Annotated in this window: 14 protein-coding genes and 2 pseudogenes; 12 read left to right on the top strand and 4 right to left on the bottom strand. The window is 68.1% G+C overall.

The window, feature by feature from the left end; genetic code table 11:
• Nucleotides 1-181: 181 nt before the first annotated feature.
• Nucleotides 182-761: pseudogene (locus ACQEVZ_RS02600) on the top strand (transposase); the annotation flags it as partial.
• 548 nt (nt 762-1309) lie between these two features.
• Here ACQEVZ_RS02600 and ACQEVZ_RS02595 read toward each other — a convergent pair.
• Nucleotides 1310-2095 (bottom strand): LysR substrate-binding domain-containing protein, encoded by a 786-nt coding sequence (locus tag ACQEVZ_RS02595; protein ID WP_433360717.1) that lies wholly within the window; start codon nt 2093-2095, stop codon nt 1310-1312.
• Nucleotides 2096-2149: 54 nt separating this feature from the next.
• Between ACQEVZ_RS02595 and ACQEVZ_RS02590 the strand changes: the two genes are divergently transcribed.
• The 3 genes from ACQEVZ_RS02590 to ACQEVZ_RS02580 all read left to right on the top strand — a co-directional run bounded on the left by ACQEVZ_RS02590 (nt 2150) and on the right by ACQEVZ_RS02580 (nt 4026).
• Nucleotides 2150-2635: a hypothetical protein gene (locus ACQEVZ_RS02590; protein WP_433360714.1), complete on the top strand. Its 486-nt coding sequence runs from the start codon at nt 2150-2152 to the stop codon at nt 2633-2635.
• Nucleotides 2636-2917: 282 nt separating this feature from the next.
• Nucleotides 2918-3157 carry an MOSC N-terminal beta barrel domain-containing protein gene (locus tag ACQEVZ_RS02585; protein ID WP_433360711.1) on the top strand — a complete coding sequence of 80 codons (240 nt, stop codon included), beginning with the start codon at nt 2918-2920 and terminating at the stop codon, nt 3155-3157.
• A 254-nt stretch (nt 3158-3411) separates the two neighbouring features.
• Nucleotides 3412-4026 (top strand): hypothetical protein, encoded by a 615-nt coding sequence (locus tag ACQEVZ_RS02580; RefSeq protein WP_433360708.1) that lies wholly within the window; start codon nt 3412-3414, stop codon nt 4024-4026.
• Nucleotides 4027-4241: 215 nt separating this feature from the next.
• On the opposite strand, the gene ACQEVZ_RS02575 is transcribed toward ACQEVZ_RS02580, so the two are convergent.
• Entirely contained in the window at nt 4242-4562 is a 321-nt protein-coding gene (locus ACQEVZ_RS02575; RefSeq protein WP_433360705.1) for a hypothetical protein, read from the bottom strand.
• A gap of 341 nt (nt 4563-4903) precedes the next feature.
• Between ACQEVZ_RS02575 and ACQEVZ_RS02570 the strand changes: the two genes are divergently transcribed.
• The 3 genes from ACQEVZ_RS02570 (at nt 4904) to ACQEVZ_RS02560 (ending at nt 9022) form a co-directional block, all read left to right on the top strand.
• On the top strand, nt 4904-6181 hold the full coding sequence (locus ACQEVZ_RS02570) for an exo-beta-N-acetylmuramidase NamZ family protein (protein WP_433360702.1): 1278 nt from the start codon (nt 4904-4906) through the stop codon (nt 6179-6181).
• A 329-nt stretch (nt 6182-6510) separates the two neighbouring features.
• Entirely contained in the window at nt 6511-8457 is a 1947-nt protein-coding gene (locus tag ACQEVZ_RS02565) for a glycoside hydrolase family 3 protein (RefSeq protein ID WP_433360699.1), read from the top strand.
• Between the two features lie 82 nt (nt 8458-8539).
• Complete coding sequence (locus ACQEVZ_RS02560; RefSeq protein ID WP_433360696.1) at nt 8540-9022, top strand: SdrD B-like domain-containing protein; 483 nt, start codon at nt 8540-8542, stop codon at nt 9020-9022.
• A gap of 197 nt (nt 9023-9219) precedes the next feature.
• Here the strand turns inward: ACQEVZ_RS02560 and ACQEVZ_RS02555 are convergent.
• Nucleotides 9220-9399 (bottom strand): annotated as a pseudogene (locus ACQEVZ_RS02555) (IS6 family transposase); the annotation flags it as partial.
• Between the two features lie 780 nt (nt 9400-10179).
• Here ACQEVZ_RS02555 and ACQEVZ_RS02550 point away from each other — a divergent pair.
• From ACQEVZ_RS02550 to ACQEVZ_RS02540, 3 genes are all read left to right on the top strand, one after another.
• Nucleotides 10180-11082, top strand: a complete 903-nt coding sequence (locus tag ACQEVZ_RS02550; protein WP_433360693.1) for a TetR/AcrR family transcriptional regulator — start codon at nt 10180-10182, stop codon at nt 11080-11082.
• A gap of 74 nt (nt 11083-11156) precedes the next feature.
• Complete coding sequence (locus tag ACQEVZ_RS02545) at nt 11157-11627, top strand: DUF4334 domain-containing protein (RefSeq protein ID WP_433360690.1); 471 nt, start codon at nt 11157-11159, stop codon at nt 11625-11627.
• Nucleotides 11628-11652: 25 nt separating this feature from the next.
• Entirely contained in the window at nt 11653-12747 is a 1095-nt protein-coding gene (locus ACQEVZ_RS02540; protein WP_433360687.1) for an NAD(P)-dependent alcohol dehydrogenase, read from the top strand.
• An 85-nt stretch (nt 12748-12832) separates the two neighbouring features.
• Here ACQEVZ_RS02540 and ACQEVZ_RS02535 read toward each other — a convergent pair whose 3' ends face one another.
• Nucleotides 12833-12994 carry a hypothetical protein gene (locus tag ACQEVZ_RS02535; protein ID WP_433360684.1) on the bottom strand — a complete coding sequence of 54 codons (162 nt, stop codon included), beginning with the start codon at nt 12992-12994 and terminating at the stop codon, nt 12833-12835.
• Nucleotides 12995-13221: 227 nt separating this feature from the next.
• On the opposite strand from ACQEVZ_RS02535, the gene ACQEVZ_RS02530 reads away from it, so the two are divergent.
• Nucleotides 13222-13638, top strand: coding sequence for a hypothetical protein (locus tag ACQEVZ_RS02530; RefSeq protein ID WP_433360681.1), 417 nt, complete (start codon nt 13222-13224; stop codon nt 13636-13638).
• Nucleotides 13638-13808, top strand: a complete 171-nt coding sequence (locus ACQEVZ_RS02525) for a hypothetical protein (RefSeq protein WP_433360678.1) — start codon at nt 13638-13640, stop codon at nt 13806-13808. Before ACQEVZ_RS02530 ends, ACQEVZ_RS02525 begins: the two co-directional genes overlap by 1 nt.

The following is a 13808-nucleotide window of genomic DNA, read 5'->3' as shown; positions in this document are numbered from 1 at the left end:
CCCGACGTTCCAGACCCGCTCCCGGGAGCAGCGTGGGAGCAAATGTCGCTCGCCACCGTACCGGACACCGACGAAGACCAACGGCGACGAGACGGTCTATCCCAAGGGGTACCTGGGGCAGCGGAAGTAGGCGAGGGTCTCCATGATCGACGTTGCTGAACAACGAGACCATGGAGGCCACGTGCACGTCGATCTGGACACCCTCGCCACCGCACCGAAGGTCGGCATCACTCCGAAGATCACCGACGCGGAACTGATCACCGTCGCGGGTCCTGCAGGCGCTGCTCGGCCACCACAACGAGATCCGTTGGCTGCGCGGCGCCCGCAAAGCCATCGGACATCTGTTCCCATATCTGCCCAAGCAGCCCGGCTACAGCAAACGTCTCCGCGCCCTCATCACCCAGATCGCGCACCTCATCGCCGTCCTCGCCGCGGACACCGACCTGTGGCAACACCCCATCCGGATCGCCGACTCGACCCCGGTGCAGTGCGGCACCTCCCGCGAGACCGTCAAACGCTGCGACCTCGCCGGCCGGGCCGGATACGGCTACTGCGCCTCGCACTCCCGCCGGTTCTGGGGCCTACGACTACACCTTGTCACCACCATCCACTGGCTGCCCGTCGCGTTCGCCCTGACCAACCCGACAACCGACGAACGTGACGTCCTCACCGATCTGGTCTCATGGCAGCCAGCCATGTTCCACCACCCGGACAGACTGATCCTGGTCGTGGACAAGGGCTACCGCGACCGCATCACTGAGCCCTGATCCACCGATGAGGTTTCGGTGCTCGGTGGGCGTAGCCTCATGATCTTGGTCGGCTGGGCGGGCATGCGGGGGCGACCGGCCGGGTTGCCGGTGCGCTCGATGCCTTGGTGGGGCTTGGGCTGATGGTGGCCGGCGTCCGGCCGCGTGTGACTGTCTGCTGTGGACGGTCAGGCGGGTGGGGCGTGTGCGGCGGTGAACAGCCGTAGCCAGTTGTGTTGCCAGGGCCAGTGCTCGGGTAGGTGGATTGTGACCTCGCGGGCGGACCGTGATCGAGAACCGCACCCTGCCCCGGCGGCAGGCGGCGATTACCGCGCGGGAGTAGAACGCCGAGTCCGCGCGGACCACGACCTCACTCGCTGCCGTCCTCGCCGGTGCCGACGCTGTCATGGCGGGCCGGGCCGCCAGGACCGTCTTCGTGGTGGCGATGGATGCCTCAAGAACCTCTATCTTTCCAGCTCGCGGGGGCACTTTCGCATCCAGCGCACGACGCCCACATCAATTTCGTCGGTGGATCAGGGCTGAGCGTTGTCTGACAGATTGGCTCAGACCGCTCCGGCATCGTTGGCGGACAGGTGGGCCGTCGGCCATCGGCCCGACCGGACCTGCCGGCGTACCACCCGGACGACCTCGGCGGCGACCGCGTTGACGGACCGGGGCACTTGGGCTGTGCGCGGCAGGCCGAGCACGAGGGACCGGGAGGTGGCCGGCTCGGCGAGTGGCGCGGCGCTGAGCAACCCATCGGCCACGTCGCCCGCGACGCCGGCGGCCGGCAGCACGGTCCAGCCGTGCCCGGACAGCACCATCAGCTTCTGCAGCCGCATCGAGTTCACCTCCACCGTGATCTCCAGTTCGGCGGCGGTTTCGGCCCGGGCCCGGTCGATGAGGGCTCGCAGCCCGTGGCCGGGCACCGGCAGCGCCAGCGGCCGTCGCCAGAGGTCGGCCCACCGAATCGGCTGATCGGGGGAGAGGCCTGCGTCCGGCGGTGCCGCCGCCCACAACCTCTCCTCGACGAGCGGGAATACGGCGAGGGCCGGTGTCGGGGCGAGGTTGTAGAGCAGGGAAAGGTCCACGTCGCCGACGTCGAGCCACTGCTGCAGGTGACCTGAGTATGCCGTCAGCAGCCGCAGCTCGATGCCGGGATGCCGCACGGCGACGGCCTCGACCAGCGGAGCGGCGAGCACGTCGACGACGCTCTCCAGGATGCCGAACCGGACCACGCCGGTGACGTCGCCCGACTCAGGGGCGATCTCGGCGCGGGCCCGCTCCAGCTCATGCAGTGCGCGGCGGGCGCGCTCCACGAGGATGGCGCCCTGGACTGTCGGCACCATCCCGTTGCGTGTGCGTTCGAAGAGGGGCACGCCCAGCTCTGCCTCCAGGGTGCGGTGCTCGACATCGTCGGCAACCCAGCCGTCAACGAGACGCGCGGCCTGCACCACTGTGAGTTCTGCCCGTCAGACACGAGTCTCATCGCCGATCCGCGGTCGGACGGCCAGTCCTGGCTTGCGTTCCGCGAGATCAGGGTGCCGGCCCGGCCGGGCGTGATGTTCGCAGCGCCGGCGCTGATCTGGCATTACGTCTCCGCTCATGCCTACCGGCCGCCCGCGGAGTTCGTCGAGGCAGTGCAGCGTTATGACGCCGACTGGGCCACCGAGCCGAGCCCCTGGATCCCGCCCGACGCGGAGCGCGCGGTCTGGGGCCGCACCCCCAGGAACGTCATGCTTCGGTGTGTGAGCTGCGGCCAGAAGTTCGAGTTGCACTACACGCCGGACGAGCCTGGTCGCAGGGCGGTATTGCTGGCCACCCAGCAGCTCAGGGAACAGTGCCCCGACCACGGCAAGGAATGGGAATTCTGGGACAAGATCCGATGATGCATCGGCGTGCCCGCGTGACCGCCGATGCCGATGCCGCCGACGTGGCCAGATGCTCCGGCCGCGGCGGTACCCCTCGGACCTGACCGACGAACACTGGGCGCTGGTCGGGTCGCTGCTCCCCGCGCCCAAGCACGGTCCGGGGTGCCGGTGAGCCACAGGGAGTCGGTGCCGGTGTCTCGTTCGCGACACGGGTGTCGCCGGGCGCGAGGGAGACATGCGACAGTGCACCCGCCTGCCGGTTGTCGGTGGGGCCGGGTGGAGAGGCGCTGCGACGGACGGGTGTCCGCCACGCTCCACCTCGGTGTCGACGGCAAGGGCGCCTCCGACAAGGAGGTTGCCGTGCAGGGTGGCGTGGGTCGTCGGCCGGTGGGCCGGGTGGTGAGGCTGTGGAGGTACCCGGTCAAGTCCATGGGGGCGGAGGAGCTGCGGGAGGCTCGCGTCTCCTGGCACGGCGTGGCCGGTGACCGCCGTTGGGCCTTCATGCGCGATGGTCAGGTCCGCAACGGCATACCTGGCTGACGATCTCGCGGCGGCCGGAGATGGTGCTGTACCGGCCGTGCACTTGCGACTTTGAATCCGGCCCGGACGGCGGCGGCGAATGCCTCGAAAGAAGATGTGGGTTGACTACGACGACGGGTTGCATCTGTCCAAGTCGCAGGAAAGCCGGCGAGTACAGCCCCCTGACCCGCGAAGACGGCACCAACAAGCTCGGTCACGTCACGTCACGTCACGCTGAGCGACATCGACGAGGACGAAGAAAAGATCCGCCGATAGTGTTCGACTACACCATGGATTCGAGCCCGCCCGACAGACCTCTGACACCGGCGGAGCCGTGGTTGTCGGGGCGGGAGAAGGAGATGTTCGGCGCCCTGCTCATCCTCGGCGCCACCGCCGCCGTGCACAAAGCCAAACCGCACGTGACGAGATGGCTGGCCGAACAAGCGGTGCCGGACGTGAGGTCGACGTGGAATCGCTTCAGATCCCGCGAGACCGGCCGGCCGGGCACCCGTGCCGAGCAGGCCGCCGCGGCAGAGGCCGCTGCCCCGACCGAGACGCAGGAAGTGGTCGCCGCGATCGAGGCGTACCGGGCCAGCATGAGTACCGAAGAAGCGCGGAACCGCTTCCTGGCGGCCCTCGTGACCCGGCTGTACAGCGAAGAGCAGCTCAGGGTGCTCCGGGAAGCCCGGATCGAGGACGTCAATGGCCTCCTGGCACTGGACAGCGTGGTGGAGACGCTCCCCGCCGACCAGCTCCGGGCAGCCATCACGGCGCTACTCGAGGAGAATCCGTCCCTGCTCGGCGACGGCGCGCCGGCTGGACTCGGGAAATCCTCGGTGGAGGCCAAACCGAAGCCGCCCGCGTACCACTTGCCAGCGAGCCGTCCGTAGAGCCGCATCGAACCGACCACAGGATGTAGCTGCGACGAGCTGGTCGCCCGGCGTCGACGAACAACCCAATACCCAGCCGGTCATCCTGCCACCGTCTGCGCGCCCGATCCTCGCCTACCGCTCGTCGAAGACGCCCAATCCGCCCGACCGAGTACGTCGGCCGCACGCCCTGTGGCGGCGACGATTATCGACGCGTGGTCGAGCGAGCGATCCGGTCATGGGGTGGCGCACCCGCGGATACGCATCATCGATGCCCAATGCTGCGGGTACGGGCTACTCGTCGACTGGTCCAGCGGAAAGCCGGAAGAGGTACGGCGAGCCTGTCCGGTGGCCGGCCTCACCGAGAAAGTGCGACCCGGATCCAGCGACTGCGGCTGCCCGGCCGGATGTTCCGGCTGCACGCTGAAGCGCTCGATGGCCTGCTCCACCTGCTTCATGGTGAAATGCCGCCTCCGCACGATGAGGACGTGCGCGACGCGTCCGCCACGGCACTCATCAGCCGGCCATCGCGATGAGACCCCGAGCAGCTGTGCCACCTCGTCAACAGTCAGCAGCCTCACCGATGGATCGGCTACCTCAGTCCGCCCGGCTGGAACCGACTCATCGCTAGTGAGGTGGCCGCGGAGTGCGGCCCGTCGGCCGCCGACGGGCCCGCCGCTTTCACGAGGGTTGTGGCGCCGGCCGCAGGGCCGGCGCCACGTCGTCGCCCGGAGGCTGCCGTGACCGGGGCAGACATTCGTCATGCTCCCAATTGACATCCAGCAATTGGGGTAGGAAACTTTCAAGAACCCTTGAGTCGAGGTAACTTACCTACCGGCTTTCGGATAGGCCGGCTGTGCAGGAGAAGCTCTCATGACCAAACCTGGCAGGAGGTTCCGTGGAGCGTAGAAGATTTCTCGTCGGCACTGTCGCCGCTGGCGCGCTCGGCGCAGCGGCCGCAACGGCCGCAGCCGCGCCTGTTGCGGCCGAACCCGGCGTTCGCCGCGTGAAGACCGGCCTCGATGTGCTGGTCGGCTCCGACTTCGCGGCCCTGGCCGGTCAGAAGGTGGGGGTCGTGTCCAACCCTACCGGCGTCGACGCCGAGTACCGTCACCTCGTTGACCTCATGCACGGCTCCGGCCGGGTGGAGGTGGTCGCCGCCTTCGGCCCCGAGCACGGCTTCCGGGGCTCGGCCCAGGCCGGCGGCAGCGAAGGCACCGGGACCGACGCCCGCACCGGCATCGTCGTCTACGACGCGTACGGCGCATCCCAGGCCAAGTGGGGTGAGCTCATCACGAAGTCGAGCGCGGAAACCCTCGTCTTCGACATCCAGGATGTCGGGGCCCGCTTCTATACCTACATCTGGACGATGTACGACTCCATGGTCGCGGCCGCCCGGCTCGGCAAGCGGTACGTCGTGTTGGACCGGCCCAACCCGATCGGTGGACGCGCGTACGGGCCGATGATGACCGCCGGGTACACCTCCGGGGTCGGAAAGAAAGAGATCGTGCAGCAGCACGGCATGACGGTCGGGGAGCTCGCACGGTTCTTCAACGCCGAGTTCCTGCCAGCCGAGGCGGGACGGTCGGTCGACCTGCAGGTGATCGCCTGCGAGCACTGGAAGCGCGACAAGTTTGCCGCGGACACCGATGTGCCGTGGGTGATGCCGAGCCCTAACATGCCGACGCCCGACTCGGCGCTCGTCTACCCCGGTACCTGCATGTTCGAGGCCGTCGCGTCGATCACCGAAGGTCGCGGCACCACCCGCCCGTTCGAACTGATCGGCGGCCTCGCCGACGACTTCGACTACCACTGGGGTGACCGGCTCAACGCCCGCAACCTGCCGGGCGTGGAGTTCCGCGAGGCATACTTCACGCCCACAGCGGCCGGACAAAAGCCGCAACTGCTCAACAAACTCTGCGCAGGCGTCGAGGTGAAGGTGGTCGACCGGGAGCGGTACGACCCGATCCGCGTCGGCGTCGCGATGCTCGTGGAGGCTCGCAAGTATCCGGCGTTCGCCTGGCGGGCCGACAACTGGATCGACAAACTCACCGGGTCGTCGCGGCTGCGGGAGATGGTCGACGCCGGTGCCGACGTCTTCGACGTGGTCGGCGCCTGGACCGGGGAACTCGCGGACTTCGACGGCCGCCGCGGGGCGCACCTGCTTTACGGGTAGAAGTCGTTGCAGCTGGCGGTCGAGGCTCGGCAAGCTACAGGCGACGACGCTGCGCGCCTTGCCTCGCCGATCCTAGATCGATGACTGTTCATATAGACAGTCGCGCCCCTGGCCTCAAGGAGTCCGCGTGTACTCACCCGCCGTACCCGATGCGGCGACGAGCGAAGCAGCTCGACCGCATCCCTGCGGAACGCCTCGGGGTACTTCGATGGACGGGGGCATCAGGACATCCTTCCCCCAGACCACTGTCTGGTTTCAGGGTGTCGAGTCCGAGGGGGGAACTCCGGACCAGCATGCTCGGATCGCTGCTGGAGCAGCGACGGTAGCAGATGGATGTATCCCTTGCAGTTAGGCTTGCTTACAGTGAGGTCGTCACTGATCTTCTCAGGGAGGTTCGCATGCGCCATCGGTTCGGTTGGCGAGTCTGCGTTGCCGTAGTCTCGGTCGGTGCGCTTCTGTCGTCCACGGCGGCGCCGGCGGTCGCTGAGGGGCAGGGGCCGATCGGCGCGGTGAACACTGGTGGGCCCGGGCATTCGGATGATGCGGGGATCCGCGGCAAGATCATCAGCATGATCCGGCACATGACCCTCGAGGAGAAGGTCGGGCAGCTGTTCGTCGTCGAGGTGTACGGCCAGGATGCCGACACCGTGTCCCCGGCCATGGCGGCCCGAAACCGGGCACTGTACGGTGTCGACACCCCGGCTCAGGTCATCGACAAGTACAAGCCGGGTGGGGTCATCTACTTCGACTCCAGACGCGGGCCCGACAATGTGCGAAACCCGCGGCAGATCGCCACGTTGTCCAACGGGCTCCAGGCGGCTGCCGCCCGCCAGCGGCAATCGATTCCGCTGCTTATCTCCACCGACCAGGAGGGTGGCGCTGTCGTCTACCGGCTCGTCGCGCCGGCCACTGAGATGCCCGGCAACATGGCCCTCGGCGCGGGACGCTCGACAGCGGACGCGCACCGTTCGGCCGAGGTGATCGGCTCCGAGCTGGCGGCCGTCGGGATCAACCAGGACTACGCGCCCGTCGCTGACGTCAACGTCAACCCCGCCAACCCCGTCATCGGCGTGCGGTCGGTCGGTGAGGACCCCACCCTGGTGTCCGAGATGGTGGCTGCCCAGGTGGCCGGCTACCACGCCGGCGGTGTGGCCACGGTTGCCAAGCATTTCCCGGGGCACGGCGACACCGCCACGGACAGCCATTTCGGCCTGCCAGAGGTCACCCACACCCGCGCGCAGCTCGAGGCGATCGACCTGCCACCGTTCCGGGCCGCGATCGCCCAAGGCGTCGACACGATCATGACCGCGCACGTCGTGCTCCGGTCGGTTGATTCCAGCGGCGCACCGGCGACAATGTCCAAGCCCATCCTCACCGGGCTGCTGCGCGAGGAGCTGGGCTACGACGGGCTCATCGTCACTGACGCCCTCGACATGCAAGGGGCGACGAGCACGTACCCGCCGAACGTCGCGCCGGTCGAGGCGTTCAAGGCCGGCGCCGACCAGCTCGTGCTGGCGCCCCAGATGGACGTCGCCTACACGTCGGTGCTCAACGCAGTCCGCAACGGCGAGATCTCCATGCACCGCCTTGACGATTCGGTCTACCGGATCCTGCGGCTGAAGATGAAGCGGGGCCTGTTCGACCATCCGTTCGTCGACGTCGAGCTGGCGGACAAGGTCGTCGGCGCGCCCGACCACCTCGCCGACGCGCAACTGATCACCGACCACACCACGACGCTCGTCAAGAACGACGCCGGCGTACTGCCGCTCACTCATGACCCGCGGAAGGTTCTCGTGACCGGGTGGGGCGTGACGACGACGAGCGCGCTCGGCAACGCGATCGGTCGACGTGGGCAGACCGTCACGATCGCGGAGACGGGCACGACACCCAGCCAGACCAGGATCAACCAGGTGGTCGCCGAAGCCATGCGCAGCGACCTCGTGGTGGTATCGACGATGAACGCATCCAGTCTCAACGCCGACACCGGGCTGCCCACCGCGTCGGCCGCCGCCCAGCAGGCCCTGGTCAAGGCGCTGCTCGCGATGGGCAAGCCGGTCATCGTGTCGGGGATGCGCAACCCCTATGACATCTCGTACTTCACCGCGGCGCCAACCTACCTGGCCACCTACGGCTACACGGTCGCCTCGATGGAGTCGCTGACCCGCGTGCTGTTCGGGGAAGTCAACCCCGTCGGCAAACTGCCCGTCACGATTCCGCGCGCGGACGGTTCGGGCGCCCTCTACCCCTTCGGACACGGGCTCAGCTACAGCGGCTGACCGACGGACGCATCGGCCACCTCCGGCGCCTGCCCGGGGGTGGCCCTGCCGTTCGGCAACTGCTGGGTCGTGGCTGGAATCGTTGTGCAGCTACCGTTTCTGGCCAGGCCGGTGTGCCTGCCGGTGCTCGCGCGAACCGCCCTCTCAGACGCCCGGCGTCCAGGGTGTGAAGGTCGTCGCGACCAGCGCCGACGGCAAGACGAAGTACGCCGAGGCCGTCACGGACGCCAAGGGCCGGTTCGGGCTCACCCACCTTCCGGCTGGTGACGTCCTGCTGACGTTCACGGCCCCGGCGGGCTGGCAGATCATGACGGGTGAGGACGGCAAATACGACCACACGCCGGCGCAGGTCATCGCCGAGGAGGGCGACGAGGCCAACGTCAACGTGCCGGCGAAGAAGGTCGCCGTGACCTCGCCGAGCGCGAGTGCGTCGGCGAGCGCGGGGCCGGGGCTGCCGGTCACCGGTGACAACACCATGCTGTTCGTGGGCGCCGGTGCGGTCGCGGTCGTGATCGGTGCGGCACTGGTGCTCGTCGCGCGCCGCCGCGTACACCTGCAGGCCTGACAAACACGAGCGCCGGGGCTCCAGCGGAATGCTGAAGCCCCGGCGCCGGTAACAAGGTCACGTCAGCGCCGCGTCAAAGCCGCGGCGGACAGTGGCCGGTATGCGGACCGTATTCGTGGGGACCCCGGCGTTCGTCGGCAGGGCGCTGTTGCGTTTGCCGGCTGGAGGGCGCGTTTGGGCGGGTGCCGGCCCGGTCTTCAGATGGCGGTGGCGAGTTCGGTGAACGCTGCGGCGACGCGGTGTCCGCGTGGGGCGTCGATGCCGAGTTCGTAGTGTCCGCGGCGGAGGTTCTGCATGAACGCGTGTCCGGCGATGATGATCTGTGCGGTCTGGTCGGTGCGCAGGCCGCGCATCGGTCTGAGCCGGTGCTTGAGCTGACTGGTGTGTCACGAACGCTGAGGGAGGGTTTGAGGTGGTGTAGGTCCTTCTGGATGCGGTGCTGTGTGAGAGATGGAGGTAGGTCCTCCGGAGTCGCTCTGCAGGGGGAGGTTCCAAACCACCGCAGGCTGCGTCGGTGAACGGCCGTTCGTGGTGAGCGCTGCGGGAAAGGCGCGGCGATGATCGCGTCAGGTGTGGGTCAGGAAGGCGAGCGAAAGCGAACCGCTAGTGACGTGTCGTTACAAGCTTCGATGGCGTCGAAACCGGGGTGGCAGTCAAGTCCCGGGAGGAGTCTGGGGGAGCCTGTTTACTGCCCAGATGGCGTCTGGCATGAAGGCGGCGCGAGCCTGGCCCGGGCTCTTGCACGGAACGTGAGAACCTGTCGCCCCGATACTGTTCCTGGCGTGGTTGGCCGGGGGCGAGAGGGAGTTCCCCAAGCGGTGACAACCGTGAGGGGTCGAGTACCGTCGCGGGGCACGGGGGCAGACCGTCTCGTAGTAGTGATGAAACCCGGTAATGCGGGTGGAGCGAAGGGGGCGGGTCACCTCGACTGGCTTCGAGCAATTTCGTCATTGGATTGAAGGACCGTTCCAGCGCACCGATCTCGAACCTGCCGTGCTCGGGCATCCACCGGCAGATCACCGGCAGATCACCGGAGCGGCCTGCCGGCGATGACCGCTACCTGGCGGACCGGGCCGATGACCGGGTAGCCGGCGCACCAGCCCGATCTCCAGGACCGACCATGCCCACCAGCCAATTATGACAAATGAGGGCGCCGGATGCCCGCGCTCGCTCCTGACCAACCCGGGCACCCGGCTCCAGGAAACGACTTCGCCGATCGCTTGGCCACGTGGATGACCGGACTGGAGATCGGCCGGGGAACCGGCCGCAGCGTCCACGTTTGCTCGCCTATCACCGCGAAGGCGCGCGACGGCGTGATCACCTTCGTCGCCGAAGTCCAGGCGGGGCCGCGATTGGAACAGCGCTCCGCACCCGGCGCCATCTGGCCACCCGCGTGGCGGCGTGCGACGGGCCACCGCCGTGCTCGACGAGCTGAACCGGCCTCGTCCGGCAGCCTGACAATCCTTACTAGAGTTGTCAAAATGGCAGTGATGGACGACGCCCGCAGGTACCGGGTCATGAAGGCCGCTGTGGCCACCTTCGCCCGCTATGGATACCGCCGCACCTCGATGGAGGTGATCGCACAGGCTGCCGACATGTCACGACCGGCGCTCTATCAGCACTTCAGCAACAAGGAGGCCGTGTTCCGCGAGGTGACCCGGTGGGCTCTCGACCGGAGTGCGGACCACGCGCAGGCCGCCGCCGCGGCTGCCCATTCTCCGGATGCGGGGATCGAGGCGATTCTCGGTGTCGTACTCGCCCTGCACACACCCGGCCTGGAGTCGAACCACTTCTACGAACTCATCGACGAGGTGCAGCTGAGAGCCGGAGACCTTTGGAGCCAGTACGAGAAGCGGATCGTCGACGCCATCCGTGACCTGCTTGTGGACTCCGCCGAGCGGTTCGACGTTGCGTGCTCCGTGATGGATGCGGAGGACATCGCCACGCTGCTGTTCTTCGGCACGAAGGGCATCAGCCTGGAGTCGCACGCCATCGAGCACCGGCGGCACCATGTCCGGGTCTTCGTCACCGCGGTTCTCCGGGGCCTTGCCGCATCCTGACATTTTCTGTCTATGCTGTCAGTAGGGTCGGCATCGATGCCCGCGCTCCGGGGGTACGGCGAGAGGAAGTCACCATGAACGCGAGCAAGGCCCGAGCCCGCTTCGCCGAGCTGCGCCGACAGGACAGCCAGGTTCCCGCCGCCGAACTCGACGAGATCTGGGCCGTACTGGACACGGTCCGCCCCGAAGAGATCCTCGGCGAGTGGAAGGGCAGTGAGTTCGACACGGGGCACCCCATCAACGGGCAGCTGGACCAGGTGAGGTGGTACGGCAAGACCTTCGCCACCCTCAAGGACGTCAAGCCGCTGATCTGCCGGAACGACAAGGGCGAGCTGTACTCCAACACCGCGCTCGGCAAGGGCGAGGCCAGCCTGTGGACCGTCGAGTTCCGCGGTGAGTCGACCGCGACGATGGTCTACGACGGCCAGCCGGTCTTCGACCACTTCAAGCGAGTCGACGAGAACACGCTCATGGGGATCATGAACGGCAAGCACTTCTCCGCCGACGGCCCCTTTTTCTACTTTGTGCTCGAGCGCGTCGCCTGAGCTCGGTCGCACGAAGGAGTTGGTCATGCAGGTCCGAGCAGCCGTCACCGACACCCCCGGTGGACCGTTCGTCATCCAGTCCGTGGATCTCGAAGCCCCACGGCCGCACGAGGTGCTGGTCAGGATCGCCGCGGCCGGCCTGTGCCACACCGACCTCAGTATGCAGGCGATCTGGCCCCGGCGGCGCACTCCCATGGTCTTCGGCCACGAGGGGGCCGGGGTGGTCGAGGCGGTCGGCGCGGAAGTGACCGGTCTCGCGCCGGGCGACCACGTCTGCCTGACCTTCAACAGCTGCGGTTCGTGTGAGCAGTGCTCGGCTGGCCACCCGGCCTACTGCCACTCCCAGCAGACCCTGAACACCTCCGGCGGCCGTGGCGACGGCACAACCCCGCTGTCCCGCGACGGGGCCCCCGTACACGGCAACTTCTTCGGCCAGTCCAGCTTCGCCACGTTCGTGCTCGCCCACGAGCGCAACACCATCCGGGTTCCCGCCGACCTGCCGGCTGTCGTTGCCGCGCCGCTGGGCTGCGGTGTCCAGACGGGTGCGGGAACGGTATTCAACCGTCTGCGCCCCGCGCCGGGAAGCTCCCTCGTCGTCATCGGTGCCGGCGGCGTCGGACTCAGCGCCCTGATGGCTGCGAACGTCCTGGGCTGCGACCCGATCATCGTCATCGAACCGGTCGCCTCGCGACGCGCCCTGGCCATTGAGCTCGGCGCCAAGGCGGCACTGGACCCGGGAGCGGCCGACGACCTCGTCACCACCGTGCTCGACCTCACCGGCGGCGGCGCACACCACATCGTGGACACCACCAGCCGATCGGAGATGCTCCGGCAGGCCGTCGCCGCCCTGCGTCCGCAGGGCGACCTCGCCCTCGTCGGCATCGGCACCAACGTCGAATTCGACGTCATGAGACTGCTCAGCAAGGGGGTCCGGGTCCACGGCGTGATCGAGGGCGACGCGGACCCGGCGCGCTTCATCCCCGAACTGGCCGACCTCCACCAACGCGGCCTCTTCCCGCTGGACCGGCTCATCACCACCTTCCCCTTCGAGAACATCGGTGACGCCGTGGCCGGCATGCGCGACGGCACCGCGATCAAGCCCGTCCTCACCTTCGACTGAGGGACAGCGTCACCGCGTGGCGCGGCGCCCAAACTCCCAGCTCAAGAACTCCTCCCATCCTGCGCCACTATCGCGAAACAGCAGCTCAGACCCCGTGCGACGAATTTCGGCACGGTACAGGTTCGGGGAAACCGCTGGTGGCGCGTTCGGCGGCCAGCTTCTTGACTGTCTGGGCGCTGCGTTCGAGGAGTTCGGCGACGCCGGCGCGGTCGGTGCACTCGTGGCCGCGGATGACCTTGATCAGCACGGCGTGGCAGTCCTGTCGGTGACGGTTGTCCGGTACGGAGGTGTGGCCGCGGGCGAGGATCACTCCGGGAGTGTTTGCACACCTCGCCCACCAGTAATCCAAACCAGCCCACCTCGAGAGGCCGAGCCGACACCGTGCATTTTAGTGCGGCCGGGGAGCCTGTGCTCTGCCCGTGTGGGCACCGGCTGGGCGGTGTCAGGGTGCTGGACCTGGTGGAACGGAGTTGGTTGCCAGTGCAGGTCACGTTCGACGACCCAGATCCCGCCCGGTCCGGCGGTGAGCTGTTCAAGCTCGGTCAGCGGGATGTATCCCCACTCTGCGTTGCCGTGGCGGTGCTGGTCGGGGTGTTCGCGCTCATGGTGCCGGGCAACGTCGAGCTGCGGCAGGACCCGCTGCTCGGCTACCCCGACTTCCGGGCCGCCGCCGCCGCGTTCGCCGGCGCCAGGTCGACCGACGGGCTGGTCATCGCCGGGGACAACGACGCGATCCTGCACCCGCACATGCCGGCGTACTACCTGCGCCCGCGCGGCATCGAGCTGCGCGGCGCGTTCCTGGCCCAGGACCCCGCGGGAGGCCGGCAACTACGACGGCGCGCTGCGCCGACCTGCGCGGCTGCCTGCTGCGCTTCGACCGGGTCTGGCTGATGACCACGGCCCGGGGCCCCGACCCGTTCTCCGAGATGGACCCGGCCGAGGCACGGCTCCTGCGCGACGAGTTCTCGGTGGCGCGCATGGAGGAGTATCAGGGGGTCCGGGTCCTGCTGCTGGTGCGCCCGGCATCAGGGACGGCACCAGCAGCAGGACTGCCTGGCTGA

Source organism: Dactylosporangium sp. CA-152071, assembly GCF_050936335.1.
GTDB classification, from domain to species: domain Bacteria; phylum Actinomycetota; class Actinomycetes; order Mycobacteriales; family Micromonosporaceae; genus Dactylosporangium; species Dactylosporangium maewongense.
This window is presented reverse-complemented; position numbering and strand designations above follow the sequence as displayed.